The sequence below is a fragment of the Streptomyces sp. NPDC033221 genome (genome assembly GCF_055577005.1).
Map to the genome: position 1 here is coordinate 325298 of NZ_JBVIQN010000002.1, position 26446 is coordinate 351743.

General features: G+C 68.8%; 28 protein-coding genes, 1 tRNA gene and 2 pseudogenes. 16 read left to right on the forward strand and 15 right to left on the reverse strand.

The window, feature by feature from the left end; translation table 11 throughout:
• Nucleotides 1–20 precede the first annotated feature (20 nt).
• Entirely contained in the window at nt 21–479 is a 459-nt protein-coding gene (sufU, locus tag ACZ53K_RS03450; RefSeq protein WP_003983960.1) for a Fe-S cluster assembly sulfur transfer protein SufU, read from the forward strand.
• A complete protein-coding gene (locus ACZ53K_RS03455; protein WP_365838450.1) occupies nt 476–808 on the forward strand; it encodes a metal-sulfur cluster assembly factor in 333 nt (110 codons plus the stop codon). The genes sufU and ACZ53K_RS03455 overlap by 4 nt, the downstream gene beginning before the upstream one ends.
• A gap of 77 nt (nt 809–885) precedes the next feature.
• On the opposite strand, the gene ACZ53K_RS03460 is transcribed toward ACZ53K_RS03455, so the two are convergent.
• Nucleotides 886–1110 carry a hypothetical protein gene (locus tag ACZ53K_RS03460; protein WP_468831531.1) on the reverse strand — a complete coding sequence of 75 codons (225 nt, stop codon included), beginning with the start codon at nt 1108–1110 and terminating at the stop codon, nt 886–888.
• Nucleotides 1111–1226: 116 nt separating this feature from the next.
• Between ACZ53K_RS03460 and ACZ53K_RS03465 the strand changes: the two genes are divergently transcribed.
• From ACZ53K_RS03465 to ACZ53K_RS03480, 4 genes and pseudogenes are all read left to right on the forward strand, one after another.
• Nucleotides 1227–2054 (forward strand): helix-turn-helix domain-containing protein, encoded by an 828-nt coding sequence (locus tag ACZ53K_RS03465; protein ID WP_468831534.1) that lies wholly within the window; start codon nt 1227–1229, stop codon nt 2052–2054.
• Nucleotides 2038–2256 carry a DUF397 domain-containing protein gene (locus tag ACZ53K_RS03470; protein WP_468831537.1) on the forward strand — a complete coding sequence of 73 codons (219 nt, stop codon included), beginning with the start codon at nt 2038–2040 and terminating at the stop codon, nt 2254–2256. The genes ACZ53K_RS03465 and ACZ53K_RS03470 overlap by 17 nt, the downstream gene beginning before the upstream one ends.
• A gap of 55 nt (nt 2257–2311) precedes the next feature.
• Nucleotides 2312–2641 (forward strand): annotated as a pseudogene (locus ACZ53K_RS03475) (VOC family protein); the annotation flags it as partial.
• Nucleotides 2642–3443: 802 nt separating this feature from the next.
• Nucleotides 3444–3725: a GntR family transcriptional regulator gene (locus tag ACZ53K_RS03480; protein ID WP_468831540.1), complete on the forward strand. Its 282-nt coding sequence runs from the start codon at nt 3444–3446 to the stop codon at nt 3723–3725.
• Nucleotides 3726–3830: 105 nt separating this feature from the next.
• Here the strand turns inward: ACZ53K_RS03480 and ACZ53K_RS03485 are convergent, their stop codons facing one another.
• From ACZ53K_RS03485 to ACZ53K_RS03525, 9 genes are all read right to left on the reverse strand, one after another.
• The gene (locus tag ACZ53K_RS03485; protein ID WP_468831543.1) at nt 3831–4058 is read right to left on the reverse strand and encodes a DUF7848 domain-containing protein; all 228 of its coding nucleotides are present in this window, start codon (nt 4056–4058) and stop codon (nt 3831–3833) included.
• Between the two features lie 356 nt (nt 4059–4414).
• The gene (locus tag ACZ53K_RS03490; protein ID WP_468831546.1) at nt 4415–5263 is read right to left on the reverse strand and encodes a helix-turn-helix domain-containing protein; all 849 of its coding nucleotides are present in this window, start codon (nt 5261–5263) and stop codon (nt 4415–4417) included.
• A gap of 6 nt (nt 5264–5269) precedes the next feature.
• Nucleotides 5270–5782: a DUF6879 family protein gene (locus tag ACZ53K_RS03495; RefSeq protein ID WP_468831549.1), complete on the reverse strand. Its 513-nt coding sequence runs from the start codon at nt 5780–5782 to the stop codon at nt 5270–5272.
• A gap of 4 nt (nt 5783–5786) precedes the next feature.
• On the reverse strand, nt 5787–6029 hold the full coding sequence (locus tag ACZ53K_RS03500) for a hypothetical protein (protein ID WP_468831551.1): 243 nt from the start codon (nt 6027–6029) through the stop codon (nt 5787–5789).
• Between the two features lie 156 nt (nt 6030–6185).
• On the reverse strand, nt 6186–7121 hold the full coding sequence (locus ACZ53K_RS03505; protein WP_468831554.1) for a major capsid protein: 936 nt from the start codon (nt 7119–7121) through the stop codon (nt 6186–6188).
• A 1144-nt stretch (nt 7122–8265) separates the two neighbouring features.
• Nucleotides 8266–8595, reverse strand: coding sequence for an HNH endonuclease (locus tag ACZ53K_RS03510; protein WP_468831557.1), 330 nt, complete (start codon nt 8593–8595; stop codon nt 8266–8268).
• A gap of 212 nt (nt 8596–8807) precedes the next feature.
• Nucleotides 8808–8882, reverse strand: a tRNA-Leu gene (locus tag ACZ53K_RS03515).
• A gap of 652 nt (nt 8883–9534) precedes the next feature.
• The gene (locus tag ACZ53K_RS03520) at nt 9535–9783 is read right to left on the reverse strand and encodes a hypothetical protein (protein WP_468831560.1); all 249 of its coding nucleotides are present in this window, start codon (nt 9781–9783) and stop codon (nt 9535–9537) included.
• 102 nt (nt 9784–9885) lie between these two features.
• Nucleotides 9886–11619 carry a recombinase family protein gene (locus tag ACZ53K_RS03525; RefSeq protein WP_468831563.1) on the reverse strand — a complete coding sequence of 578 codons (1734 nt, stop codon included), beginning with the start codon at nt 11617–11619 and terminating at the stop codon, nt 9886–9888.
• 226 nt (nt 11620–11845) lie between these two features.
• Between ACZ53K_RS03525 and ACZ53K_RS03530 the strand changes: the two genes are divergently transcribed.
• From ACZ53K_RS03530 to ACZ53K_RS03555, 6 genes are all read left to right on the forward strand, one after another.
• Nucleotides 11846–12166, forward strand: a complete 321-nt coding sequence (locus ACZ53K_RS03530; protein WP_468831566.1) for a DMT family transporter — start codon at nt 11846–11848, stop codon at nt 12164–12166.
• Complete coding sequence (locus ACZ53K_RS03535; protein ID WP_468831569.1) at nt 12166–12705, forward strand: TetR/AcrR family transcriptional regulator; 540 nt, start codon at nt 12166–12168, stop codon at nt 12703–12705. Before ACZ53K_RS03530 ends, ACZ53K_RS03535 begins: the two co-directional genes overlap by 1 nt.
• A 106-nt stretch (nt 12706–12811) precedes the next feature.
• Nucleotides 12812–13813, forward strand: a complete 1002-nt coding sequence (gene dapD, locus ACZ53K_RS03540; RefSeq protein ID WP_468831572.1) for a 2,3,4,5-tetrahydropyridine-2,6-dicarboxylate N-succinyltransferase — start codon at nt 12812–12814, stop codon at nt 13811–13813.
• A gap of 190 nt (nt 13814–14003) precedes the next feature.
• Nucleotides 14004–14165: a hypothetical protein gene (locus ACZ53K_RS03545; protein ID WP_468831575.1), complete on the forward strand. Its 162-nt coding sequence runs from the start codon at nt 14004–14006 to the stop codon at nt 14163–14165.
• Nucleotides 14162–14890 (forward strand): hypothetical protein, encoded by a 729-nt coding sequence (locus ACZ53K_RS03550; protein WP_468831578.1) that lies wholly within the window; start codon nt 14162–14164, stop codon nt 14888–14890. The genes ACZ53K_RS03545 and ACZ53K_RS03550 overlap by 4 nt, the downstream gene beginning before the upstream one ends.
• 57 nt (nt 14891–14947) lie before the next feature.
• A complete protein-coding gene (locus ACZ53K_RS03555) occupies nt 14948–15760 on the forward strand; it encodes an EI24 domain-containing protein (RefSeq protein ID WP_468831581.1) in 813 nt (270 codons plus the stop codon).
• Here ACZ53K_RS03555 and dapA read toward each other — a convergent pair.
• On the reverse strand, nt 15717–16634 hold the full coding sequence (gene dapA, locus ACZ53K_RS03560) for a 4-hydroxy-tetrahydrodipicolinate synthase (protein WP_468831584.1): 918 nt from the start codon (nt 16632–16634) through the stop codon (nt 15717–15719). The genes ACZ53K_RS03555 and dapA overlap by 44 nt on opposite strands.
• A gap of 69 nt (nt 16635–16703) precedes the next feature.
• Nucleotides 16704–18548: an endonuclease/exonuclease/phosphatase family protein gene (locus tag ACZ53K_RS03565; protein ID WP_468831907.1), complete on the reverse strand. Its 1845-nt coding sequence runs from the start codon at nt 18546–18548 to the stop codon at nt 16704–16706.
• Between the two features lie 270 nt (nt 18549–18818).
• On the opposite strand from ACZ53K_RS03565, the gene ACZ53K_RS03570 reads away from it, so the two are divergent.
• Entirely contained in the window at nt 18819–20309 is a 1491-nt protein-coding gene (locus tag ACZ53K_RS03570; RefSeq protein WP_468831587.1) for a hypothetical protein, read from the forward strand.
• A gap of 95 nt (nt 20310–20404) precedes the next feature.
• On the opposite strand, the gene ACZ53K_RS03575 is transcribed toward ACZ53K_RS03570, so the two are convergent.
• Nucleotides 20405–20842, reverse strand: coding sequence for a hypothetical protein (locus ACZ53K_RS03575; RefSeq protein ID WP_468831590.1), 438 nt, complete (start codon nt 20840–20842; stop codon nt 20405–20407).
• Between the two features lie 27 nt (nt 20843–20869).
• Entirely contained in the window at nt 20870–22033 is a 1164-nt protein-coding gene (locus tag ACZ53K_RS03580; RefSeq protein ID WP_468831593.1) for a chymotrypsin family serine protease, read from the reverse strand.
• A 474-nt stretch (nt 22034–22507) separates the two neighbouring features.
• On the opposite strand from ACZ53K_RS03580, the gene ACZ53K_RS03585 reads away from it, so the two are divergent.
• Together ACZ53K_RS03585 and ACZ53K_RS03590 are read left to right on the forward strand one after the other, a co-directional pair.
• Nucleotides 22508–23980 carry an alkaline phosphatase PhoX gene (locus ACZ53K_RS03585; RefSeq protein ID WP_468831596.1) on the forward strand — a complete coding sequence of 491 codons (1473 nt, stop codon included), beginning with the start codon at nt 22508–22510 and terminating at the stop codon, nt 23978–23980.
• 70 nt (nt 23981–24050) lie between these two features.
• Entirely contained in the window at nt 24051–25166 is a 1116-nt protein-coding gene (locus ACZ53K_RS03590; protein ID WP_468831599.1) for an LLM class flavin-dependent oxidoreductase, read from the forward strand.
• A 280-nt stretch (nt 25167–25446) separates the two neighbouring features.
• Here ACZ53K_RS03590 and ACZ53K_RS03595 read toward each other — a convergent pair whose 3' ends face one another.
• On the reverse strand, nt 25447–25596 hold the full coding sequence (locus ACZ53K_RS03595; RefSeq protein WP_468831603.1) for a hypothetical protein: 150 nt from the start codon (nt 25594–25596) through the stop codon (nt 25447–25449).
• A 240-nt stretch (nt 25597–25836) separates the two neighbouring features.
• Here ACZ53K_RS03595 and ACZ53K_RS03600 point away from each other — a divergent pair.
• Nucleotides 25837–26432 (forward strand): annotated as a pseudogene (locus tag ACZ53K_RS03600) (HAD family hydrolase); the annotation flags it as partial.
• Nucleotides 26433–26446 lie beyond the last annotated feature (14 nt).

Here is a 26446-nt window from a genome sequence, read left to right on the forward strand (position 1 = left end):
GGACGAGGACTGACTGAGCCGTGAAGCTGGATTCCATGTACCAGGACGTCATCCTGGACCACTACAAGCACCCCCACGGGCGCGGTCTTCGGGACGGCGACGCCGAGGTGCACCACGTCAACCCGACCTGTGGTGACGAGATCACCCTGCGCGTACGGCTCAACGGTGCGACCGTGGAAGACGTGTCGTACGAGGGCCAGGGCTGCTCCATCAGCCAGGCCAGCGCGTCCGTGCTCAACGACCTGCTGGTCGGCAAGGAGCTGGGCGAGGCGCAGAAGATCCAGGAGACCTTCCTGGAGCTGATGCAGTCCCGCGGCCAGCTGGAGCCGGACGACGCGATGGAGGAGGTGCTGGAGGACGCCGTCGCGTTCGCCGGCGTCTCGAAGTACCCGGCACGCGTGAAGTGCGCGCTGCTGAGCTGGATGGCCTGGAAAGACGCCACGGCCAAGGCTTTGTCCGAGGAGGCGAAGACCGCATGACCGACGCAGTATCCACGAAGCCGGCCTCGGAGGAAGAGGTCCGCGAGGCCCTCTACGACGTCGTCGACCCCGAGCTGGGCATCGACGTCGTCAACCTGGGCCTGATCTACGGCATCCACGTCGACGACGCCAACATCGCCACCATCGACATGACGCTCACCTCGGCGGCCTGCCCGCTGACCGACGTCATCGAGGACCAGGCGAAGTCCGCCACGGACGGCATCGTCAACGAGCTGAAGATCAACTGGGTCTGGATGCCGCCGTGGGGCCCGGACAAGATCACGGATGATGGGCGCGAGCAGCTGCGGGCGCTCGGGTTCAACGTCTGATCTTCTCTGATCCCCCAGGGATCATTTTGCGGCTGTGCCCGCCGGGATTTCTCCGGCGGGCACAGCCGTTTTCGTCTCTACTTGCCCGCCGCGCGGAACACCTCGGTCATCTGCATGGCGGTGGTGAGGTTGATGCGGCCGGTGTCGATGAGATGCGTAGGCGTGCCGAGTCCGGCAACCGGGTGCGGGTCCAGCCGGAGGCTGGGGAACTGCACGCCGACGGACCGCGCGGCCTCGCCGAGGTCGCACATGATTTCGCGGGCGGTTTCGGCGGGGGACATGTTTTCGAAGCGGGGGGTCATGCGATGTACCTCCGTGTGGGGGGCGGTTGTTTCCGCTTACAGAGTGGAGTCGCGCGAGTACGCTCGCCAGTAGGTAAAGAGTGACAAAGGGCAGGTCACGCGAAGGAGTTGCCCGTATGACCGGTAAGCGCATTCCTAAATCCCGTACGGCTTACGGGGATGAACTGAGAGAGCGGCGCGAGGCAGCCGGTCTTACGCAGGAACAGCTGAGCGAACTTGCCGTGATGTCGCGCACCCACATTGCCCATATCGAAGCAGGCAGGCGGAAACCGGCTCCGGATGATGCCCGGCGTCTCGATCGAGTGCTGAACACCGGGGGCGTGTTCGCGCGGTTCCAGCCAACGCTGGACACCCGGTCTCTGGCGGAGCACTTCGAGTTGGTGGCAGAGTTCGAGCAACAGGCCACGGTGATCCGTGAGTACGGGGCCACATTGGTGCCGGGCCTGTTGCAGACGGAGGAGTACGCACGGGCGGTGTTCCGGGCGTACTACCCGCCGAAGAGCGTCGAAGGATGTGACGGCTTCCTCGTCACGCGCCTGGAACGGGCGGGCATTCTGTCCGAACCGGTGTCCCCTGTTCTGTGGGTACTTCTCGACGAGGCAGTGGTGCGGCGGCCAGTTGGCGGGCCCGGAGTCATGGCCGCACAGTTGCGGCACATCGTCGAATTGGCGGAGCGAGAGCGCATTCGCCTTCATGTCCTTCCGTTCTCGGCCGGTGCTCACTCGCTGTTGGAGAGCGGCGTGACGCTCATGTGGTTCGACGATGCGCCTCCCATCGCCTATGTGGAAGGCCTGCACTCCGGCACGCTGCACGACGATCCGACGGTAGTTCTGGACAGCCAGGCGGCCTACTATCGGGCCTTGGGCGATGCGCGGTCGCACGAGGAGTCGTTGAGCCTGCTCAGGGCAGTTGCGGAGGACTACGAACGTGAACGCCAACAGTGACGGCTTGCCGAAGGTCGCGGCATGGCGTAAGTCCAGTTACAGCGGCGGTGGTGGGGGCAACTGCCTCGAAGTGGCAGACGGGTTGACCGGGCTGGTCCCGCTCCGCGATTCCAAGAACCCTCACGGCCCCGCCCTCCTCATCCCCGCCACCGCGTTCACCGCATTCGTCGACGCCGTCGTGAGTGGAGAGTTCGGCACCTGATCGCGCCACCACGATCCTCCTGACACGTCCATGCCCGCCAGGCACACTGACGGGCATGGCCGTTTGCCTGTATCAACTCGCCGTCGATGCCCACGACCTCAAGGGCCTCGCCGCTTTCTGGGCCCGTGTCCTGGACTGGCACATCCTGTACGAGGACCCGGAGGAGGTGATCATCGCGGCTGACGAGAATGCGCTGCCGGGCATCACCTTCCTCGCCGTACCCGAGGCGAAGGCGGGGAAGAACCGGCTGCACATCGACCTCGCGCCGGACGACCAGGCGGCCGAGGTCGAGCGGATCATCGGGCTCGGGGCCCGGCGGGCGGACGTGGGGCAGGGGGAGGACGTGACCTGGGAGGTGCTGACCGACCCCAACACCTCTGACTACCAGTTCTACGGTACCGCCCCACCAGCCCCCGGAACAGCGCAAAGCCCCGCTCGGCACGTGGCCGAACGGGGCTGTTGGTTGTTTGCGGCCTCTACGCGGGCCGTACGCGCCTCTCCGGAGCGGAGTCGTGAACAAGGTGCCTCGCGTGGTCGGGGCACGCGTAAATGGTCACTGGCGGACCACTCACGCGCTCAACACTCGACACGGGGACGGGCGTACTCGTTTTCTCGCAGCAGAAGCAGCATGTCTCGAGGCTCATGCCGACACCGCCTCGGCGAGGGGCGCACCCGGATAGCTGTAAGGGTAGTCGTAGCCCGCACTGGCGAACGCTGCTGCCCGGCGGCGTTCTACCTGCCACTCGGTCTCGGTCTGCGGGGGCCGGAATCCGGCGACGTACGGGCGGATGAGTTGCACGTCCTCGCCGCGTAGTGGGGTATGCCGCTCGGTGACGTGCGCGGGGGTCGGTGTGGTCCACGGGGTTCCCCACGGTCCGGTGTCGGCGGGGGCGGGCTGGTCGGCAAGGTATGCCGCGGTGTGGCGTCCGGGCTTGGGCCGGCGGGCGGACGGGATGAATAAGGCGAGCACCCAAGCGAGGGCGCGGGCGATAAGGTCGCGCATAAGTCGGTCAGCTCCTATATAGCTGTCTCGGCGAGCCCCGGCGGACCGGTCCTACGCGGTCTGTCGGGGCGCTTTCGTTGGATGACCTTAGCCTTTGACGTCAACACACGTAAAGGCACGTAAAGACACGTCCAGTCACGTGGCCGAAAGTGTGGTCTTGTAAGGCTGCCGCTAGCTTCAAGCTATGGACTACGGCCCCGATGACGAGATCGAGCGTGACGCGCCTGAGCCGCCGTTTCAGCAGCTCGCAGGCATCCTCCGAGCGCGCATTGAGCGTGGGGACTGGAAGCCGCGCCGCCCGATCGCATCGGAGGCGCGGCTGTGTGAGGAGTTCGGTCTGTCCCGGCCGACCGTCCGCCGGGCGATCGCCGTCCTGGTGGAGAAGAACGTTCTTTTCGTGGTGCCGCAGCGGGGCACCTACGTACAGGTGAAGGACGACAGCCCCCAGACCGACAGCAGCAACTAGAAAGCCCCGCCCGAGCGCCATCGGGGGCCGGCGCACGGGCGGGGCGGTCGTCGGTGCCGCACTCACCGCTGTTGCCGGCCCGTCCGGAGCCCGGCGGGCTGGCGTCTATCCGGCACGGGTCACGCGGGCGTGGTCGGCGAATATGCGGCGGAACAGGGCGTGCCCCGTGCGTCCGGTGTGCCGCAATGCCCAGTCTTGGGCGTCGTCAGGATGAGTCCGCGGACCGGAGTCCTGGCCGCACCCGCTCGACATGCAGAACGTGCGCGCCTCCATCGGGAGGTCCGGCACAGCGCGGATGGTGTGCGCTACGAAGCGCATGACGGTACGGATCATCCGAACGCCCCACCGAGCAGTGTCGGCAGCCTCGGGGCGTTGCTTTCGCTCATCCAAATCACGTCAGCCCCGCGCTTTCGGATGTGGGTGCCGCCGGATTTCGACGTTCACGTCTGAGACCTTCGACATGTTTCCCGTGCCGCGTGCTGCGTCGCGCTCCCTGGCCAGGGCACCGCACACGTCGCACCCGGGTTCCGGGTCCGGGTCACGTCCCAGTCTCAGGGGCAGCTCAACGGGCGGGCCGTAGTACTTTGTTGGATTGGTCATGGGTGGACCCCTTGCGTTGTCCTGAGATGGACAACGCTAGGAACATCGGCTCCCCAGCGCACAGCCGATTGCACGTAATTGCACGCGGATCACACGAGCGAGTCACGGGCCCTGGTAATCAACGCGCGAGCCTTCGCGCCATAGACGGCCATGTCCGCCAGTGCGGTGAATGCGTCCGCATACATGGCTACTTCGCTGGGCTGCGTGATCGTTAGGTAGCCGGAGACGAGTTCGACGTTGACTTGGGCCGTGTCGAAGATCCAGAAGCCTTCCACCGGTGATCGGGCTCGTCCTAGGCGAGTCGGAACCACACCGACACTGACGTTGGGCAGCGCGGCGACAAACAGCAGATGATCAAGCTGTTCCGTCTGCGTGTCAGCGTCACCGAGCCCATTACTCAAGACCGATTCCTCAACCAGGAACGCAAATCGCCGTTGCCCCTCGTACACAACACGCTGCCGTTCCATCCGAGCGGCAACCGCGTCCGCCACGTCGTCGATCTGCACGCGCCTGCGCTGGACGGCGCGCAACACGTCTTCCGTGTACCCGTGCGTCTGGATCAGGCCCGGCACCAAGCTCGGTGAGTAGGCGCGGAACCAGCGGGTGCGCTCGTACAGCGGCAAGCGGACTTCCTGGGCACGCCGTAGCCCTGCCCGTTCCATCCGACGCCACGAGACCCACATGCTCTCGACAGCCCGCAGTGAGGCAATCAGGTCTTCTGTCTCCTCCTGAGCGCCGCAAGCGCGGCACCAGGCCCGGATATCGCCCACCGAGGGTGCGGTCTTTGCGGTAGAGATGCGGGACACCTTGGACGGGTGCCAACCGCAGGCCGCGGCGAGACTCTTGCCATCCAGCCCGGCGTCCGTGCACAACTCGCGCAGGCGGTTGGCAAGGGCTTGCCGGGCTTGCTGAACACTCGACGATCCTGATACGGACATGGTGCGTCAGGCCGGCTTGTACTCCTCGTGGGGGATCGCTCGTTCCCACACCGCCTCAAAGGCCGTACTGACCAGATCCACAACAGCGGGTTCCGTGCGCCACTCTCGATCAACTACCTCGCCGGCCCCGGAAAAGTACGTGAACAGCACCGACGACCCATCGAACATCCACAGGTCGGTCCCGGGAAGCGGGATGTCAGCCGCTCTGCGCCTGGGGAGCCAGCAGACCAGTTCCCCCGCTGCCACGTTGGGGAACGTCACGTCGTACTCGTACTTGATGTAGTCCGTCACGGGTTCCGACACGATGCGTGCCCGACGCATCTCGACTCCGCGCCCGGTCGTCTCGACCACAACGTCGAGAAACGGACGCCACCAGGACGACCGGTCCGCGGGGACGAGACGCTTGCCGTTCTGCCACGCGATGAACTCGGGGTCGCTGGGCTGGTAGGTGTCGCGCATCTCCAGGTGCACAGCGGAGTGCCGGGCCTTCGCCAGTCCCTCAAGTACAGGGTTCGTCATCGTCCTACTCGTTGTTGTGAGGGGGCAGGTACTGCCGCATGACCTGTGGGAGGCGGATGATCATTTCGTGCTCCGGCACGTCGGTGGAGTGATCGGGAATCGAGCCGATCTCCTGGCATGCCTTCACCTCTGCCTCCGTTGCCTTGTACGACTGGATCAGCAGATCGCCCGACTCTTCATCCAGCCAGATGGTCGGCGAGTCGGTGTCCGGCGTGTTCGGGATGATCCCCAGGAAACGCAAGCGCATGGTCTCTCCCTGAGTCGATCCAATTGCACTTGATTGCACGACGATCGCCCTTCCTGCGGAACCCGTCAAGAGGGCCAGCGGATACACAGCACAAAGCCCCCGCACCCGCCACCCCAGTACCAGTAGGGGAAGCGTGCGCGGGGGCTCGTTCTGTGATCAGCCGTTCAGTACGCCGGTGAGGCGTGCGGCAGCCTTGCCGCCGAACACGGCAAGCCCGCAGTAGAAATCGATGCGAGTGCGGTAGACAGGCTTGTCGTGCGACTCGCCAAGATCGGTGACCTGCACGCCGCCGTTAGTCAGGCCGGAGACTCCGGCATCCGCTTCGGTCGTCCCGAAGCGGACAGCGTAGATGTCGCCGGTCTGCTTTCCGCCCGTTCCAGTGGTCAGCGGCAGCACGTCCGTGCCGTCCAGCCTCTGCCCAGCATCCAGGAGCGGGATGCCCTTCCACATGGGGGTGCGCTTACCAGCGATCACCTCGGTGAAGAGTTCGCCACCACCGAGCCGGCGGAATCCCGACTCGATCTTGGCCCGGATCGCTGCGTTCATGTAGAGCGCGCCGTTGGCGCTGGTGATGCCGCGCACCTGTGCGATCAGTGCATCCAAGGTGTCAAAGAAGTCATGCCCGTTGACAACCGGCCCGGCGCCCTTGGCGTCGAGTACCTGGCTTCCTGTGAGCCGCTTCCGCAGTCCGTCGAATCCCTTGGGGTTCACCTCGACATCTCCGTTGAAGAACTGGTCGGCGAAGTGGATGGACGCGGCCTTGACCTTCATCGTGGTTTGTATGGCCCGCTGGTCATTTAGATTTCCCCGGGTCTGGGCGATGAACTTGTCCACATCCGCGTCGCCGCCGAGGATGGCCAGTGTCTCGATCCGCTGGTTGAGCGCTCCGGTGCTTTCCGGGTACGCCTCGTTCACCGCACGGAAGGCCACGCCAGGCAGGGCGGATTCTTCGTTGTACCTGTAGGCATTGCCCACTACCTGTATGAGCGGAAGTCGGTCCAATATAGGTGATTCCTGTGCGAACGTTTCGACAACGCCACGCTGCAAATCGTCCTGAGAGAGCTTGGCGGATTCGGTCAGAGTGAGTGCCATGGGGTTCTCCGTTAGAGATAGTCGGGGCGGGCGTCAAGGTTGACGACCGCTTTTTCTGCGGCGTGCGCGGCCCACAGAAACGGCCTAATCGGCCATGCGGAAAAATCGCCTCCCTGCCGATCAGCGTGGGGAGGGGAGGGGGTACCCCCCTGGTAAAAGGATCAAATTCGCTGCGAATTCGAGCGTTTTTCGGCAGCCCAACCGCCCGGTTGGCGCTTCGCGGTCTCGCGGTTGTGACACTGCGTGCACAGCGGACGCAGACGCGACCACGCGTCCGGATCGGCGACCCCTTGAGCTACCAACTGCCGCCGTGACAGCGGGAAATGGTCCGCGACTGTCGCCGTACGGCTGCACAGCACGCACCACGGATGGTGGTACAGGTACCGGCGTCGGATGCGCTGCCACCGAGTCCCGTAGCCCCGCTCCGCCGACGAGCCACGCAGTGCATTTGCCTCACGCTCGTGAGCCTCACAGCGGCCACCACTGGTCAGCTCGGGGCACCCGGGTATCGGGCAGGGGGTACGGGGCTTTCGGGGCAGGGGGCGTCTCCTCCCAGTGGGGCCTATCTTCGGCATATGCATGAGAGTCCTACGGCAGTCGCCTTGCGCATCCTCACCGTTGCGGACGGCGAACATCGTCGTGACGCGGTGGCCTCGGCCACGAGTCATTTAAGCGCCTGCACTTGGGCCCGTTGGGCGCGAGCCGAGTTGGTCAACTTGATGGTCCCGGCGGATCTCGATGCCGTGAACTGGGACCATCTACGGACTGAGGTACGTGCCGCTGCGAATAGCTGACTGAGCTTACGGACCACGGGGGAAACTACGTAGATAGGCGGATAAACGTGGATGAGTTGACCGGCTTTGGAGGTGCTGCCGTGGGTTGTCCCATCTGCGCAGACACAAGCGAAGACGTGCCGTTCGAAAGTGACAACGAAGCCGTTACACACCTTGCCCGACACACTGTCGACGAACTGGCGTTTGGCCTCCTTCGGGAGACGGCATATGTCCATCGCTTCTTGGCTGCGCTTGATCAGCCGGGAGGAATCCGTACCGAGCGGCACGCAGATGAACTTATGGCCGAAGTGGAAGACACCGCGGCCCGTTCTCCCGCACGGCCTAAGCCAAGCTGAATCACGTCACGACGCCTAGGAGAATTCTGCACGGGTCTTCAGCCCATGGCAGCCGACGCACAGCACCTGAACGTTGCCGTCCGTGTCGGTCCCTCCCATCGCGAGGGGCCGCACGTGGTCTATCTCCACCATGTCCGCGGGGAAGTCGTTCAGGCACCAGTCACACCAGCCCGACCCGCGCTCGTCCACCCGCCGGCGGAGACGAGCAGCAGCGTCGTACCGGGCCGCTCGGCGCCTACCGCGGGCACGGCGGGACCGAACACCGGTACGCCCCTCGTACGCCCCGTAGTGGCTCTTGCAGCGGCCCCTGTGGGTCGCGGGCTCGGTGCAGTCAATGCAGCGCATGAGCGCCCCCTGTCAGTGTCATGGCATACGTTGCTCGGATGACTTCAACCGACAACCCGTCCGAGCCCGCACCGGGCTACCGCCGTTTCGCTGGTCGTTGCCCCGTGTGCGGGCTCGGCCTCCAATGGGAGGCGTACAGCCGCACTGCCCTGGTGGACAGTGAAGGATCAAGACTGTGCGTCCCGGAACAGGGACCGCATGTGCTGAAGTAGTGCCCGCCCCCGGACTCGAACCGGGAACACCGCGGGTCTAGACCGCGTGCCTCTTGCCAGTTGGGCTAGGCGGGCTGGTGCCGTCCTCGCCGGCTCGGGCCGGTCCGGGCGTAGTGGGGGCCGTACGGGCTTACAACCCCGTTCGGCGCACTCGCGGACGAGTGGGTTACTGATGGGCGGTACGGCCCCCGCAGCGTCGCCACACGACCCCAGCAGACCGCCCCGAGTAACGCGGGGCGCGTGGTGCACGAGCGACGCCGTTTTCCGAGAGCGGGCACTCAGACCGCCTGCGTCCCCCGTTGGGTGGGTGCGCGGTATCCCGCTCTCGCTTGCCCCAGTAGTAGGGACCGAAGGTTTCCCGCGCCCTGCCCGCATTGTGCGGTAGGCGGCCGGTCCCGCGGTCTCTCCCTGGTGCCCCAGTAGTAGGGACCGAAGGTTTCCCGTGCTCTGCCCAATGGTGGGTGCCGTCCGTGGCGGCCCACTCTCGCTGTGCTGTGCAGAGCGGGAAGTTCCTGGCTCTATGACGTCATGACGGTTTGGATGACGTCCGGGGTATCTCTCCTATTTTTTATGTGCACTACGAAAACACCTCTAAATCGTCATACCGTCATGCTCTGCTCGCTGACTGCCCCGCTGATGGCAAGAAGAAGCCCCGGCGGTCCCGAGGGACTACCGGGGCGAGTCAGGCCGTACGTAGTTCAATGAGCCTGCCGGGGCGCTGAGAGGGTCAGCGGCTGACCCAGTTGGGGACGGGCGGACGCTCGCCGGTCACGTAGACGTACGTCACCACGTCCAGCAGTCGTTGGGCCGTGTGTGCGTCGCCGCTGTACAGCACGGTTTGCGCCCGCCGGCCGAGTGCCTGAGTTGTTTCTTTCTTCTTGGTGATCTCTCCGGTTTCGTAGAGGCGGGAGATCAACCCGCCGTCCTGGTGGCGTTCCAAGATCGTGCGCACTTCAGCATCGTCCAGGATCTCCATGTGGGCAGCGTACGGAGCCTGCTTCACAGTACGGGCCCGTTTCGGCCGCTCGCTGCGGGACCGCCCCGACGGGTGCGGAGGCTCGTCGGGGCTGTCCGTGGGTTACGCGGCTTGCACCAGCTCGGGGGCGGGCTCGGTGAGCCGTACGGCGCTGCCCGGTGCGGGGGGCTGGTCGTCGCGTGCTTCGGCTGCCACGTCCGCAGCGGCCACGGTCACGCCTTCCGCGGCGGGGTCCAGTTCCCCGGACATGGTGAAGTCCACGCGCCGTATGTCGAGCTTGCGCCACCCACCGCGCGTACCGCGCCGTACGTCCAGGCGAACCCCAGCTTCGTTGAGCATGGCTCGTCGGCCCGCGGTGTCCTTCTCGGCCCACTCGTCGGCGAACGTGCGGCCGGTCGGCGTGACGATGCGCTGTGGCTCGCGCTTCTCGCGGGTCTCCAGGTCAGCAATGCGCGCGTCCAATGCATCCGCCCGTTCCTGCCACGCTCGCGCGGCGTGCTTGGACTTCTGCCGTCCCTTCTGTTCCTGGTGCTCGTTGAACTCTTGCAGCGTGGCGCGCAACTCGGGTTCGGGGTCGTAGCCGGGAATCTCGACTACGTGTGTCGTCTGAATAGGACCGACCCGCCGTAGGAACTCGGTGGTCACATATTCGTCCACCCAATCGCCCCTGATATTCGCGGACTTCTCGCACTTGAACCCACGTGAATACGGGTTGCATTTGTACGTGGGGTGCTGGTTCTTGCTGCCCTGCTTGTTCAGGTACATGCGACCCCCGCATGAGTCACAGTGGATGACCCGCAACAGTAGTGCGTCCGTGTCCTTGCGGTCTCTGTTGTCGATGCTGCGTTCGTCCAATACCGCCCCGATGCAGTCGAACTCCTCACGCGTCATGATCGGCTCTGTAGTCGCCATGATCGGGTTACCTTCGGCATCTCGGACGGGCTTGCCCCGGTGCATCTTCCAACCGAGCAACGTTTCGTTGCGGAGCATCCGCGTAATGACCGCGGGGTTCCAGTTGAACGCGTCCTTACTGAGCCCCTTGGCTCCGCCAGTCTTGCCGCCGGTCTTCCGACCCTGTTTCACGGCCCAGTGATCGCGCGGGCTCGGGATGCTGTCCAGGTTAAGGCCCACGGCGATAGCCGAAACGGTCTTGCCTTCCAGCAGCTCACGGACTATTCGCTCAATGACCTTGACGGCATCCGGGTCCGGTACGAGCGTCCAGCCGACCCCGCCGAACTCTGCGGGCATAGGGGCGGGCATGTAGCCGTACGGCGGCCGACCTCCGCCGCGCCATCGAAGCGGCATCTTGCGGATAGCAGCCATGGCGCCGGTAACGCGGTCTTTGATGCTCTGAGCTTCTACCTGCGCAGCAAAGGCGAGCATCACCATTTGAAATTCCGCCATGGGGTCCATGGGGTTGCGGAAGTCAAATGCGAGCTTTCCGCCGCCGATGCCCTCGGCGAACACCAACACCTTCCGGTGCTCGCGCGCCCACTTGGCAAGATCGTGCATGTCCGCCATGGACCTAATGGCGCGGTCGAACCTCCACCAGACCAACGCATCGAAGTCCCCGGGGCGCGCGAGCCACCCGCCGAGGGCGGGACGGTCAAAGGGGCTGATCTTGGAAGCGGATACGTCAAGGTCCACCGCTTCGCGGAGCTGGTCGCCCTCGCCGAAGCTGATGTTGTGCGCGGCTGCCGCCTGGTCATCGGCTTCGCGCTGCCGCTCGGGGCTGGTGGTCTCGTCGGTCAGTACGGACAGCCGGACACACCGCACCCCCCGAAGGGTCTCGGTGTACACCGTGCCGGCGAGGGGGTTCCTGGGTGCGCTGTTCATCTCCCCCGTAGGGACCGGGGGGTTCCCGCTGCCGCTGTGCTCCCTGACCAGGGTGGACGCCACCATGCCCGCACTCCAGAATTACTAGTTCCGTGTGTTGGGCGATCCGGAGGGCAATGAATTCTGCGTGCTGAGGCCGAAGAAGTCGTTGCTGGACTGAGGCGCGGATGATCATCGCGAGCGGCGTTGCGTACGATCGTACGCAACGTTGTGTACGCTCGTACGTATGGTGTATCTGACGCTTGCCGGGGCGATTGCCTCCGAGATCCTCGCGACGACCGCGATGAAGTACAGCGACGGCTTCAGCAAGCTGTGGCCCTCGCTGGGGACCGTGCTGGGGTACGTCGTCGCGTTCACGCTGCTCGCGCAGACGCTGAAGTCGATGGATGTCGGTACCGCGTACGCGATCTGGGCCGGGGCGGGGACCGCCATCGTCGCGGCGATCGGGATGGTGTTCCTGGGGGAGGCGGCGACTGCCGCGCGGATCATCGGGGTCGTACTCGTGATCGCGGGGGTCGTCGTACTGAATCTGGGCGGGGCGCACTGATGCCGCGCCGTTACGACCCGGACCGGCCGCAGCGGATCATCGACGCGGCGATCCGCGTGGTGGGCGAGCGGGGCATCGCCGGGCTCAGCCATCGCGCGGTGGCGGCCGAGGCGGACGTGCCGCTCGGGTCCACGACGTATCACTTCGCCTCGCTGGACGATCTGCTGGTGGCGGCGTTGCGGCAGTCCAACGCGGTGTGGCTGGCCGGGATCGAGGAGTGGGAGCGGGGGGTGGACCCCTCGGTTCCGCTCGCGGACGAGCTGACGAGGCTGGTCGCAGAGCTGCTGGGCGACGACCGGGCGCAGGTGGAGCTGGAGTACGAGCTGTATCTCGCGGCGCTGCGGCACGAGGTGGTGCGCCCGCTCGCGGCCGAGTGCATCGACGACATGGTCGGACTGCTGCGGCGGCGGACCGGCGACGAGGCCACCGCGCGGGCGCTGGCGGGGCTGATCGACGGGCTGGTGCTGCAGTACTTGCTGACGGGGCGGGAGTTCGACCGGGTGGAGGTGCGGGACGCGGTGGCGCGGGTGATCGGCTGACCGGGTGATCGCCTGCGGGGCGGCCCGCCAGGGGCCGTGGCCGGACCCCACGCCCACCTTGCGGGCCGGTTAGCCTCCGCACGCCCCCTCCGGTTAGGTTTTCGACATGACCGATGCTGCTACCCCTTCCGCTTCCTCCCGTACGACTGGCGCCGTCGCCGCCGGGCTCGCGACCGTCACCACCGACGGCACCGTCCTCGACACCTGGTTCCCCGCGCCGGAGCTGGTGGCCGACCCCGGCCCCGCCGGCACCGAGCGGCTGACCGACGAGCGCGCCGTCGAACTGCTCGGCGAGGCCGCGCCGAAGGCGGTCGGGCCCGACCCGCGCCGTGGCGTCGAGGTCGTGGCCGTCCGTACGGTCATCTCCTCGCTGGACGACAAGCCGCTGGACGCGCACGACGTGTACCTGCGCCTGCACCTGCTCAGCCACCGGCTGGTCAAGCCGCACGGCCAGAGCCTGGAGGGCATGTTCGGGCTGCTGGCCAACGTCGCCTGGACCTCGATCGGCCCGGTGCCCGTCGACCAGGTGGAGACCGCGCGCCTGAACGCCCGCGCCGAGGGCCTGCACATGGCGGTCACCAGCGTCGACAAGTTCCCGCGGATGACGGACTACGTCACCCCGGCGGGCGTACGGATCGCCGACGCGGACCGCGTACGGCTCGGCGCGCACCTCGCCGCCGGCACCACCGTCATGCACGAGGGCTTCGTCAACTTCAACGCGGGCACCCTCGGCACCTCGATGGTCGAGGGCCGCATCTCCGCGGGCGTCGTCATCGGCGACGGCTCGGACATCGGCGGCGGCGCGTCCACCATGGGCACGCTGTCCGGCGGCGGCAAGCAGATCATCTCGATCGGCGAGCGCTGCCTGCTCGGCGCGGAGTCCGGCATCGGTATCGCGCTGGGCGACGAGTGCGTGGTCGAGGCCGGCCTGTACGTGACCGCGGGCACCCGCGTCACGATGCCCGACGGCCAGATCGTCAAGGCCGCCGAACTCTCCGGCGCCGACAACATCCTCTTCCGCCGCAACTCCACCACCGGCACCGTCGAGGCCCGCCCCAACAAGGCCAACTGGGGCGGCCTGAACGACGTACTGCACAGTCACAACTGAGCCGCGGCGCCGCATCCGGCACCAGCGGCGCACCCGGTACGCACAGCGGCCCGGCGGGAACCTCCCCGCCGGGCCGCTGCCGTGCGCGGCGGGCGCTGTGGCCGGTATCGGACGGTGCCGACCCGGGCGTTCCTGGGCCACCATGGCGGGACGATGTCCAACGACCGGCCGTACCGTACCGGGAGGCGTCATGAGGCTGGGTAAAGCGCTCGCTGTCGGTGTCGCGGAGGACCTGGAGTACCCGGAGGGGGCGGGCGTGCCGGAGACGGTCGCGGAGCCGGTGCTCGCCGACGGGCGGGACGCGCCGGCCGACGGTGTGCCGGAGCAGGACCCGGTGCCCGCCGGACGATGAGGCTGCGGCGGCTGCCCGAGGAGCGGCCCACGACGCCGCCCGCGGGATTCAAGCTCGCGCATCCGGTGATCTCGCACGACGGGACGCGGGCCGGGTTCGCGGGGGTGTCGCTCGGTGGCGCGCTCCCGTACGGGTTCGTGGACGAGGCGCGCTGTGTGTACGGGCGGCGTCACCGCTGTCCGGCCCTGCGCTGCGACTGTGGTTTCTACTGTCTGCACACGTTCGACCAGGCGCTGGCCCTGGCGTGTGCGAGTGAGTACCGGAGAGCGGTGCTGCTGGAGGTCACTGTGCTCGGGGCGTACATCCGCTTCGAGCGTGGGATGCGGTACGCGCGGCAGCGGGTGCGGGTGGCGCGGGTCGGTGCGTGTGCGTGTGGCCGGACGCCGTCGGGGTTCGCGGATGCCGGGTGGGGGCGTACGGGCTGGCGGGTGCTGACGGCCGTCTGCGCGGAGTGCGCGGACCGGCGTGCGCGTACGGCGTGCGCGCCGTGGACGGCGGTGAGCTTCACGGAGTTCGTGCGGTGTGGGGGCGGGCCGCTGCGGATTGTCGCGGGCGGGGAACCGGGAGGCGAGGAGGACATCGCGGAGCCGGCTGCGTCCGGGGCCCGTACCGTGCCCGAGCTGGCCGCCGAGGCCTCGCTGATTCAGGCCCGGCTCGACTGGCTGCAGCGGCAGCTGGCCCGGTTCACGAGTGGGGGGTCCACCGGTGGGGGCAAGGTTTCGTGACCGTATCCGTACCGTACGGAGACGGGGGCGGGCCGGGCGCCGATTAGGCTGACGCCCATGCGCGATCTTGTGGCGGGAACGGGGTACCTCGGGAAGGGGCAGCGCTGGGTTGCCCAGCACGGCCGGTGGTGGGGGTTCGGGATGATTCCCGCGCTCATCGCCCTGGTGCTGTACGCGGGGGCGCTGGTCGCGCTGGCCTTCTTCGCGGGGGACCTCGCGGCCTGGGCCACGCCCTTCGCCGACGGCTGGGGTTCGCCCTGGCAGGGGGTGCTGCGCGGGGTGTTCGTCGCGCTGCTCTTCGCGGGCGGGCTGCTGCTGTCCGTGCTGACCTTCACCGCCGTCACGCTGCTGATCGGCGACCCGTTCTACGAGTCGCTGTCGGAGAAGGTGGAGGAGAGCGAGGGCCACTGCCCGCCGGGGACCGGGCTGTCGCTGTGGCGGGAGTTGTGGATTTCGCTCAGGGACAGTGTGCATGTGCTGGTGCGTGCTGCCGGGTTCGGGCTGCTTTTCTTTGTGTTGGGGTTTGTGCCGGTTGTCGGGCAGACCGTGGTGCCCGCGATCGGGTTTTGTGTGTCGGGGTTCTTCCTGACGGTGGAGCTGACCTCGGTGGCGATGCAGCGGCGTGGCATTCCGGTGCGGGAGCGGCTGCGGATGCTGCGCGGCCGTAAGGGGCTCGCCGTCGGGTTCGGTACGCCGCTGGTGCTGCTGTTCCTCGTGCCGTTCGTGGCGGTGTTCCTGATGCCGGGCGCGGTGGCGGGGGCGACGCTGCTCGTTCGTGATTTGGTGGGGGAGAACGAAGAGGAAGAGGCGGAAGAGGTTGAGGGGGTTACTGCTGTGCCGTCTTCAGGGCCGCAAGCAGCTCGCTGGTGACCTCCGGGCCCGCCGCCAGCAGGGGTGCGCGGACCGGGCCTGCGGACAGTCCGAGAGTGTTGAGTAGTGCCTTGGCGGTGACTGTACCGGGGTGCTCGGTGTCCATCATCGCCGTGATGAGCGGGACCAGGCGGAGGTAGCCGCGCGTGGCCTCGGCCGGGTCGCCCGCGTCGTATGCGTCGAGGACGGCCTGTACCTGCCGGGGCGCGGCGTTGGCCACCGTGCTGACGCAGCCGACGGCGCCGATGGCTCGCAGGGGGAGGGTTTGCTCGTCGCAGCCCGCGTAGTACGCGAGGCCGGTCGTGGCCAGTGTCTTCGCGGTCTTCACGAGGTCGTACGCGCAGTCCTTGACGCCGCGTATGCGGGGGTGTTCTGCGAGCCGCGACAGGGTGTCGGCGGTGAGCGCGGTGCCGGTGCCGGTGCGTCCGGGGATGTCGTAGAGCATGACGGGTAGGGCGGTGGCGTCGGCGACCGTACGGAGATGGTGGGCTACGGCCTCCTGGCCGGGGCGTGAGTAGGCGGGGGCGGCGACGAGCAGGCCGTGGGCGCCGGCGCGTTCGGCGGTACGGGCCAGTTCGATGGTGTGCCGGGTGTCGCTGGTGCCGACTCCGGCGGTGATCCGCGCCCGGTTGCCGACCGCCTCGACGACGGCCCGCAGCAGGGCTTCCTTCTCGGTGTCGGTGGTGGTCGGGGATTCGCCGGTGGTGCCGCTGAGGACGAGTCCGTCGCAGCCCTCGTCGACGAGGTGGACGGCGAGGCGCTGTGCGCCGTCGAGGTCGAGGCCGCCGTCGGCGCGGAACGGCGTGATCATGGCGGCGGCGATGCGGCCGAAGGGCGGTGGGGTGGCAGCGCTCGGAGCGTCGAGAGGGCTCATGGAGCGGAGTCTGGCCCCACCGCGATCTTCAGGTCTACTTAGTTGTAGTGGGTGGAAAGTTAAGGGGTGCTACGGCTTCAGGCGCAGTACCTGCGGGTCGTGGTCGCTCGACTGGTCGGCGTACTCGGCGTTGATGTGCACGATGTCGTAGTCCACGCGGCGCAGGTGGCGGCTGGTGAGCATGTGGTCCAGCACCTGCGAGTTGCCTTGGTAGACGTAGCCGTAGCGTTCGCCGCGCGGCAGGCGGTCGACGAGGTCGGTGAGGACGCCGCCGGCGGTCAGGGCCTTGAGGGCGGGGGAGAACTGGTAGTCGTTGAGGTCGCCGGCCACCACCACGTCGGCCTTCGGGTCCACGGAGAGGACGTTCTTCACGAAGGCGTTCACGGCTTGTGCCTGCTGGACGCGCTGGGTCTCCGACGTACGGGCCGGCGGCTGGAAGCGGCCGTCGAGGCCCTGGTCGCCGCCCTTGGAGTTGAAGTGGTTGGCGACGACGAAGACCGGGCGGCCGCGGAAGCAGAACTGGCCGGCGAGCGGCTTGCGGCTGTTGGCCCAGGCGGTGTTGCCGGGGTCGATACGGCCCGGCGAGGCGGTCAGGCGCGGCTTGCCCGGGGAGCCGGTGACCTTGACGGGGGTGGTGGCGTCGCCGCCGGCGATGTCCGTGAAGGTGACCCGGGCCGGGTTGTAGAGGAACGCGGTGCGGATGTTGCCGCCGGGCTGGCCGCCGTCCTGGTTGTTCGCCGGGTCGATCTGCCGCCAGGCGTAGGAGGGGCCGCCGGCCGCCTTGACGGCTTCGGTGAGCTGCTTGAGGGTGGCGTCGGCGGAAACGGTTCCGTCGTCGGTGGGGCCGTTGTCGTCCTGTACCTCCTCCAGTGCCACGATGTCCGGTGACGCGAGGTTCTTCACCAGCGCCTCGGCCAGCCGCGCGAACTTGGCGGGCGGCGTCTTCGGGGAAAGGTTCTCGACGTTGTACGTGGCCACGGCCAGCTCGTCGGCGCGCTGCTTGCGCGTGGTCTCGCGGGCCGGGCCGCGGTCGGTGAGCGTGCCCAGTTCGGTGGCGGCGATCCCGTACCCGCCGAAGTTGTCATAGTCCAGCGGGCCCGCGGTGATGCCGGTCAGGAGGTCGCCGGTGTCGGCGACGGGGAAGGGGCGCTGGGTGAAGGGGATCAGCGAGGTGATCTTCACGCGGCCGGCATTGGGGTCCTGGTACGAGCCGTAGAGCGCGCCGCCGCGCACGGTGCGGTTGTGGCGGGGCTCGGCGGTCGCCCACAGCTCGTTGTGCGTGTTCGTCGGGCCGACGACGGACGCGTCGGTGAGGGAGACCCGCATGCCCTCCAGCGACTCGTAGCGGTCCAGGGCGTACGCGTTCGGGCGCAGCGGCAGGGTCTCGATGCTCTTGCCGCCCGCGGAGGGGGCGTAACGGTCCGGTACGGTCGAGGGGTTGAGCTTGTAGGCGGCGGGGAGCGGGTTGCCGGAGGACGCGACGGTCCAGGCGGCGTCGGTGATCTCGGTGACGGACTGCAGGCCCGCCCGTTCGCCGCCCGGGTAGTACTCGCTGACCGTGCCGGAGACCCGTACGGAATCGCCGACGGCGACCTTCGGCGTCTGCTTGCCGGTGAAGACGAAGACGGCCTCGCTGGTGGCCGGGTCGCGGTCCGGCCGCGGGTCCTGCACCCAGAAGCCGCGGGCCGAGCCGAAGGCCCGTACCGCCGTGACCGTGCCGGGTACGTCGGCGACCTGCTTGCCGGCGAACGGCGAGACGCGGGTCGTGCCCTGGATGTCGTGGATACGGGTGACCGCGGCGGAGGCGGTCTGCGGCACGGCGAGCAGCCCGCCGGTCAGCGCGGCGGCGACCACCGCGGTCAGCGTGGCGGACCGGCGCAGGGCGCGGCGGCGGGGCGTACGGGGCGTACGGATCGGTTCGTGCGGCGGTATGTGCGCGGACACGGAGAGCCTCCGGAAGGCGTGCGAGGGGTGGGAACAGCGTGCGAGAAGGCGTGAACGCAGCGGAGCGGAAACGGTCCGGCAGCCTCTACGCGCGTCAATCTCTTGTGTGGCCACGGCAGTTGTCAAGGCTTGCCGGGTGTACGGGCACGGAAACCAAGGTGAACCGCCCGAGATGCACGGAATTCCGTCTACGCTGGGGCTTCGCACGAGCCGTAGTCCGCACGAGGAGCTGAGCCCGAGATGTCCGCAGACCGCCCCACCCTGCCGCCGGTGCGGCTGCACTCCGACGCGGAGCTGGCGCGGGACGCGCTGAGCGCACCGCTCTTCGCCCGGGCCGCGCAGCTGGCCCGCTGGGCGGAGCCCGGCGTCCCCGTCGGAGTCGGTGGCGAGCTGCTCCAGGAGCAGCTGGCCGGTGCCGTCGACCACCTTGACCTGGCCGGGGACGAGGACGCCGCCGGATACGCCGCCGAGGCCTGGCAGCTCGCGGTCGACACCGGTCTGGTGGAGATCGAGGAGGCCGCCGAAGAGGGCGAGGAGCAGGCCGACGACGCGGTGGCCGGTACCGCCGCCCCCGGCGAGGAACTGTCCCTGCTGACCTCCGGCAGCCCGCAGGACATCCTCGACATCTGGCTCGGCGGCATGGAGACCGTACTGGCCGACGCCGTGGCGCCGGACCTCTCCGACATCGCCGACCAGATCGCCGAGGGCGGCGACCTGGACCTGGACTCGATCGACTGGAACCCGGAGGAGGAGGCCGAGCTGCTGGACGGCATCCTCGGCAACCTCTACCTGCTCACCGCCCTGAACGAGGACCCCGAGCAGTCCGTGCCGCTGCCCGCCCTCGCCGCCTCCATGATCGTCCCGGACGACATGGACGAGCCGACCGACGACATCCTCGAAGAGGTCTCCGAGGCGATGATGCGGCTCGACGACCAGTTCCGGGTGCTGGAGCCGATCGGCCTGGTCGCCTACCGGCCGGTGGACGAGGCGCTCATCGAGGAGCTGGACGAGGACGGCGCGACCGTACGGTCCGCCGAGCCGCTGGAGGACGAGGACGTCTCCCGCTACGGCATGGTCCGCCTCACCCCGCTGGGCATCTACGCCGTACGCGCCCGGATGCTGGACGCCGGTGTCGAGGCACCGGCCGTCGGCGACCTCACCGACAAGGGCGCCGACGTCCTCCTGGACGCGCTGCCCGGCTACCCGGAGCCCCTGGCGCAGGCCGAGTCCGAGCAGTGGCTCGCCGCCCGTACGCCCGCCGACGCCGCCCGCGATCTGCTCTCCGCCGCCCGCGGCGACGACGAGTACGGGCCGCTGCGCCGGCTGGCCTGCCAGCAGACGCTGTCGCTGGCCGGACCGGAGGCCGAGCCCGCGCTGCGCGAGGTGCTCGACGACGGGCAGCTGGGCGGTCTGGCCCGGGTGTGGCTCGCCGAGCACGGCGCCACCGGCATCCCCGAGCCGACCCAGGACATGATCTTCTGGCTGACCGTGGACACCATCGCGGCGCAGCTCGGCGCGGCCGAGGCCGACGAGGAGAGCGCGGCCGAGCTGCGCGGCCTCGTCGAGGGCGTGGTCGGCCAGCACAACGGCTTCTTCGACGCCGCCTGGCGGGTGGACCACCCGGCGACCGCCGACGTACTGGAGGTCATGGGCCGCCTCCATCCGGACAAGAAGGCCGCCAAGGAGGCCCGCAAGGCCGCGTTCAAAGCGCGGTCCCGGCAGGGCGGCTGAGCGCCCGCGCCTTCTCCCGGCAGCATGCGACCGGCGGGCGGCCGGAGCACCTCGGTGCTCCCGCCGCCCGCCGGCGTTTGCGCGGCGGTGCGCCGTCAGCACACGATCTGCGTCGTGTGGTTGAACGAGGTGGACTGGCCGTTGAACCCGTAGGTGCCGCGGTAGGACAGCGGGACCTGGAACTGGCCGATGATGGTGACCGTCGCGGCGCAGCTGCCGCCGGTGCCCGGACGCTTGGCGTCGATCCGCAGCGAGGTGCCGATCGAGCCGCCGGTGATGTCCCACGGGGCGCCGCAGATGCCGGAGGTGATCCGGCCGCCCGTGATGACGTTGGTGTTCGGGTTGTAGTTGATCTCCATGTCGAAGGTGAGCGCCTGGTTGTGCAGCGCCATCTTCTGGGTGACCTGGAGGGACTCGGGGGAGACGTCGCGCTGTACGGCGAACGCCTCGTCCCGGGTCTTGACCTCGGAGCCCTGGGCGTTGACGAACTGGTGCTCGTGGCCCGGCCCCTTCTTCTTCGCTGCGCTTGTCATGGCTCTCCCTCGGTCAGGCTCGGTGGGTCAGGCCAGTTGCTCGGCGATCTCGACGCGCAGCAGCGTGCGGACGGTCTCGATGTGGTTGACGATGGTGACCGTCGACGAGCCCGCGAAGAGCAGACCGACCGCGACGTTGTCCAGCGAGGTGACCAGCGAACCGGAGTCGCCGCCCGCCGAGATGTTCGTGGTCATGATCTGGTCCTTGAAGCGCGCCGTGCCGGCCGTGCCGTAGTTCACGTCGACCGTGGCGTCGGTCGAGACGATCCGCCCGAAGCTGATGTTGGTGGTCCGGCCGGTCTTCTTGACCAGGTCGCCCACCGCCACCGCCGACTTGCGGCGCCATGCGCGCGGCGCGCCGCTGAAGTACTGCTGACGCGTGGCGTCCTCGAACTCGATCTTCGCGAGTGCCGCGTCCACCACGTTGTTGTGCTGCGTCAGCGGGATCTGCGGGGCGAACTGGATCGAGATGAAACGGTCCAGCGTGCCGATCCGGTCCGCGGGGTCCGTACCGCCGTCGAACTTGCCCGGCTGCAGTACGGAGCTGCCCAGCGGCGCCCGGTTGGAGTCCGCCAGCACGTGGTTGTTGCTCAGGATGTAGAACTTGCCCGGTACGCCGAGGCCGGGCGCCGGCGGGTTGGTCTGGGCGCCGGGCAGGAAGTCGTACACCACGCTGCCCAGCGTGCCCGCGGTGACCTGCACGTTGCCGACCGAGAAGCCGGCCGGGCAGGGACGCATCCGGCGCTTGAGGAGCTGCGGTTCCAGGGCGCTGCCGAGCTGGCTCAGCTCTTCGAGCAGCGGCTGGGCGAGGGCGCTCATCCGGCTGCCGCCGTTGCTCCCGAGGTCCTGCTCCTGCTGCCCCATCGACCGGCCCTGACCGCCCGGTACGCGCTGCTGGGGCTGTGCGGAGATGTGGCCGACGGCCAGGACGTCGGTCGGGGTGCCGTCGTCCATCTCCCGGGGAATCACGTCCCGTTCGGGCAGCATCGACTCCGGGACCTTCTGCGTGACGAAGACCAGGACGGCTTCCTCGCCGGTGGGCTCGCCGTTGACCCACTTCACGCCGTGCCCGAAGCCGACGACGTTCGCGGTCGGGTTCTGCGGGTGCATGAAGTCGGAAAGTGCCTGTTGGCGGGAGGTGTCGCTGACCTGACCGCCGGTGGGTCCGCGCATCATCTCGGGCTGGTTCACACCAGACCACCTCTTCCCCGGTGGGCGTCCCGCGCGGCTCTCAGCCGTGAGCCCGGACGGTGACGAGCGGGAGTGCTCCTGCGTACGGGCGCGTACGGCTGCGGGCGGGACCGCGTTCGCTTCACGAGCCCGGGCCGCCCATGGCGGCGGGCTCTCAGGGGAGGACGGGAACCCGGCACGGACCGCTCCCCGGGCAGCTCCGTGCAGCCGCGGGTGCTCCGCTCTCCCTACGGGTGATGCAGGTAGGGACTGTCTATTGCCGGGCCGGTCGGCGGTCAAGGAGGTACGCGATAAATCTTGCGCTTGCTGTGCAGATGCCGCTGATGACCTTGTTTGCCATGGTTTTTCGGGGCGATGAGAAGCGCTTCCCGACATCGCGGGGTCGTGCGGGGTTCAACCGGTGTTCGCCGCGGCGCGCGAGGGTGTGCGGCGCAGGGACAGGGCACATCGAGAACCGGCCGTCCAGGAGATGACATGCCGCTCACCCGCAGAGACTTCGCCAAGCGCTCCGCCGCCGCCGGCGCCGGTGTCGGTGTCGCGCTGACCGGCAGCGTGGGCGTCCTGGCCACCGCGCCCGGCGCCATCGGCCGGCAGGTCCCGGAGCAGAGGCTTCCGGAAGCGGACGCGCCCGCCCCGGCCGACGGCGCACGCGGGCGCATACCCGGCTACGGGCCGCTGATCGCCGACCCGGCCGGCATCCTCGCCCTGCCCGCCGGATTCACGTACGAGATCATCACCCGCACCGGCGTCACCACACTGGAGAGCGGCGAGTCCACCCCCTCCCACCACGACGGCACCGCCACCTTCGAGGGCCCGCGCGGCGCCACCCTGCTCGTCAACAACCACGAGCTGAAGGGGCCGCGTTCGAAGTGGCCGCACCCGGTGCCGCTCGCCGAGGGCCTGGTCTACGACCCGGCGGCGGCCGGCGGCTGCACCGTCGTCGAGGTCTCCCGGGACGGCTCGCACGTCGCCGAACGGGTCGGCATCGCGGGCACCTCCACCAACTGCGCGGGCGGCCGCACCCCCTGGGGAACCTGGCTGACCTGCGAGGAGACCGAGGACAAGGCCGGCCAGAACGGCATGACCAAGGACCACGGCTACGTCTTCGAAGTCGACCCCCACGATCCCCGCGCCGCCCGCGACCCGCGCCCCGTCAAGGCCCTGGGCCGCTACGCCCACGAAGCCGTTGTCGTCGACCCCAAGCGCGGCCACCTCTACCTCACCGAGGACGCCGACCGCCCCAACGGCCTCCTCTACCGCTGGACCCCGCCACACGGCTTCAAGCACGGCCGCGGCCGGCTGCGCACACTCGCCGACGACGCGGGCGTCCTGGCCGCGACCCGCTGCTACGACTCCGGCGGCCGGTTCGTCGACGACCTGTCCCGCGCGACGGAGACCGGCACGGTCTACGGCGTCGACTGGATCGAGGTCCCCGACCGCGACGCCCGCCGCACCCCCGTACGCCAACAGTTCGCCGACAAGATGATCACCCGCGCCCGCAAGCTGGAAGGCATGTGGTGGGCCGACGGCGGCGCGTACGTCGTCTCCTCGTACGCCCGCGAGGAGAGCCCGGTCCGCCACGACGGCCAGGTCTGGTTCTACGACCCGCGCCGCCGCACCCTGACCCTGAAGGTGCTGCTCGGCGTCAACCCGGCCCCGGACGAGGACGGCGCGTTCGACGGCCCCGACAACATCACCGTCTCCCCGTACGGCGGCCTGATCATCGCCGAGGACGGCGAGGGCGTCCAGCACCTCTTCGGTGCCACGGACGACGGCCGTACGTACCCCATCGCCCGCAACGACCTCGACATCGGCACCCCCGGTGCCCCCGCGTACAGCGAATTCACCGGCCCGGTCTTCTCGCCGGACGGCCGCACACTCTTCGCCAACATCCAGGAGCCAGGGATCATGCTGGCGATCCGGGGGCCTTGGCGGCGGCAGGGATGACGCCCGGGCGGGGCCGCGCCCGGCCCCGCAGCGGGGAATCACGGCCGGTCCCGAACCTGTTGCACCAGGTGTGAGCACGCGGAGCAGTACGACGAGCCAGACACCCGGCGAGCCGGCCGGGACGGGGAACCACCCGACCGGCCGCGAGGCTCCCCGCCTCCGTACGCCCTTCTCCCTCCTCGACCGCTCCCGCACCCGCCAGGGCCACCCGGAAGCCGAGGCGCTCCGCGACACGGTCGGCCTCGCCCGGCACGCCGAAGCGCTCGGCTACCACCGCTTCTGGGTCTCCGAGCACCACAGCGTGCCCGGCGTCGCGGGCTCCGCACCGACCGTCCTGGCCGCCGCGGTCGCCTCCGCGACCTCCCGCATCCGGGTCGGTACGGGCGGCGTCATGCTGCCCAACCACCGCCCGCTGGTCATCGCCGAACAGTTCGGCGTCCTCGAATCCCTCTTCCCCGGCCGCATCGACATGGGCCTCGGCCGGTCCGTCGGCTTCACCGACGGCATCCGCCGCGCCCTGGGCACGGACAAGGACGCCGCCGAGTCCTTCGCCTCCCAACTCGCCGAGCTCACCGCCTACTTCACCGACGGCCCGCGCCTCCATCCCCAGGTGCACGCCCGCCCGGCAGAGGGCCTGCACGTCCCCGCGTTCGTCCTGGCCACGGGTGCGGGCGCGGACATCGCCGCCCGCGCGGGCCTGGCCCTGGTCATCGGCGATCTGCGCGGCCGCGACGCGATGCGGGCCGCCATCGACCGTTACCGCGCCGCCTTCGAGCCGTCCCCCCTCTGGCCCCGCCCGTACGTCATCGTCTCCGGCACGGTCGCCGTGGCCGAAACCCGCGACCAGGCACGCGACCTCCTCCTCCCCGAAGCCTGGTCGATGGCCTACTCCCGCACCCACGGCGTCTTCCCGCCCCTGGAACCGGCCGAGTCGGTCGCCGCCCGCGAACCGGCCATGCCCGCAAAGCAACGCGACCTGTACGAGTCCGCCCTCGCCGGCCACATCCACGGCACGGAGGCGCAGGTGGCCGCCGAACTCGACATCCTCCTCACCGAAACCGCCGCCGACGAATTCCTGGTGACGACCAGCACGTACGACCGGGCGGGGCTGCTGGAGTCGTACGAGCGGCTGGCGCGGGTGGTGGGGCTGTCCGGTCCGGTCCAGCCGGACCGAGGAGCGAGATAGCCCCGCTGTCAGTGCCTGCGGCTATGGTCGGTAACGCGCGGTCGGCTTCCGGGGGTTCCAGCTCCGCAGTGAATGGTTGCATCCCCGGCCTGTCCGGGGGCGGCCCGGAGATTCGTCCGGGACCCAACCGACGGTCGGGCTTCGTCGATGGCCAGGGGACACACCTGCCAGCGCCGGCCGCGCACCCCGGAATCGGCCATGACCGACTGGCGCTTCACCACCCCTCCCGACCTGTCGGGCACCACCGTGAACTGACGGAAGAGGCCGGACGAACCACACCCTACGACCGGTCCTTGACCGCCTCACCCACCGCGCCCAACGCCAGCCCCCACGGATACCCGTCCAACTGCTCCCCACCGGTACCGGGCGCGTGCGGCTCCCAGGCCCCCGGCCCGTACAGCACCCGCCACACCGTGGCGATGACGCACACGTCCCCCCGTCGGCAACGGCGGCCTCGACCAGCCGGACGAGCCGGGAGGCGGGGCCGGCGGCGCAGGTGATGGCGTAAAGCACACGTTGCTTGCTCATCCCGGTACCTCCGCTCAGGCTGGGGCAACGGGGCCACGGGACCGGTCAGCCCGCGCGAGGCTTCGTCAGCCCGCAGGGCACCGTCACCGTACTGCCGCCTGTGCATGGGCTCGGCAGGCCGAACTGCCCCTAGGCTGCGGGAGTGATCGAAGCGGTGGTGTTCGACGTGGGGAGACTCTGGTCAGTGACGACCGGTACTGGCACGACTGGGCGGACTGGCTGGGCGTCCCCCGGCACCCCCTCTCCGCCTTGGTGGGGGCGGTGGTCGCCCAGGGCCGTGACAATGCTGACGCTGTCCACCTGCTGCGGCCCGGGACGGACATCGCCGCGGAGTATCGTGCACGCGAAGCAGCCGGACGGGGTGAACACCTCGATGAGACGGATCTGTACCCGGATGTACGGCCCGCATTGGCAGCACTGCGCGAAGCCGGGGCGAGGGTTTTGATCGCGGGCAACCAGACGTCCCGTGCCGACGCGCTGCTCCGCGACCTGAATCTGCCTGCTGATGCCATTGCGACGTCAGGAGAGTGGGGAGTCGCCAAGCCTCGGCCTGAATTCTTCGACAAGGTCATCGATCTCGCCGGTGTTGCCCCGGAGCACATCCTGTACGTCGGTGATCACCCCGCCAACGACATCGTCACCGCACTCGGGGCCGGATTGCGGACGGCACATGTGCGCCGTGGCCCCTACGGATTCTTGTGGGGATCAAGCCCGGAAGCGGACCTGGCCGACTGGCGGGGGCGGCGGGCCGG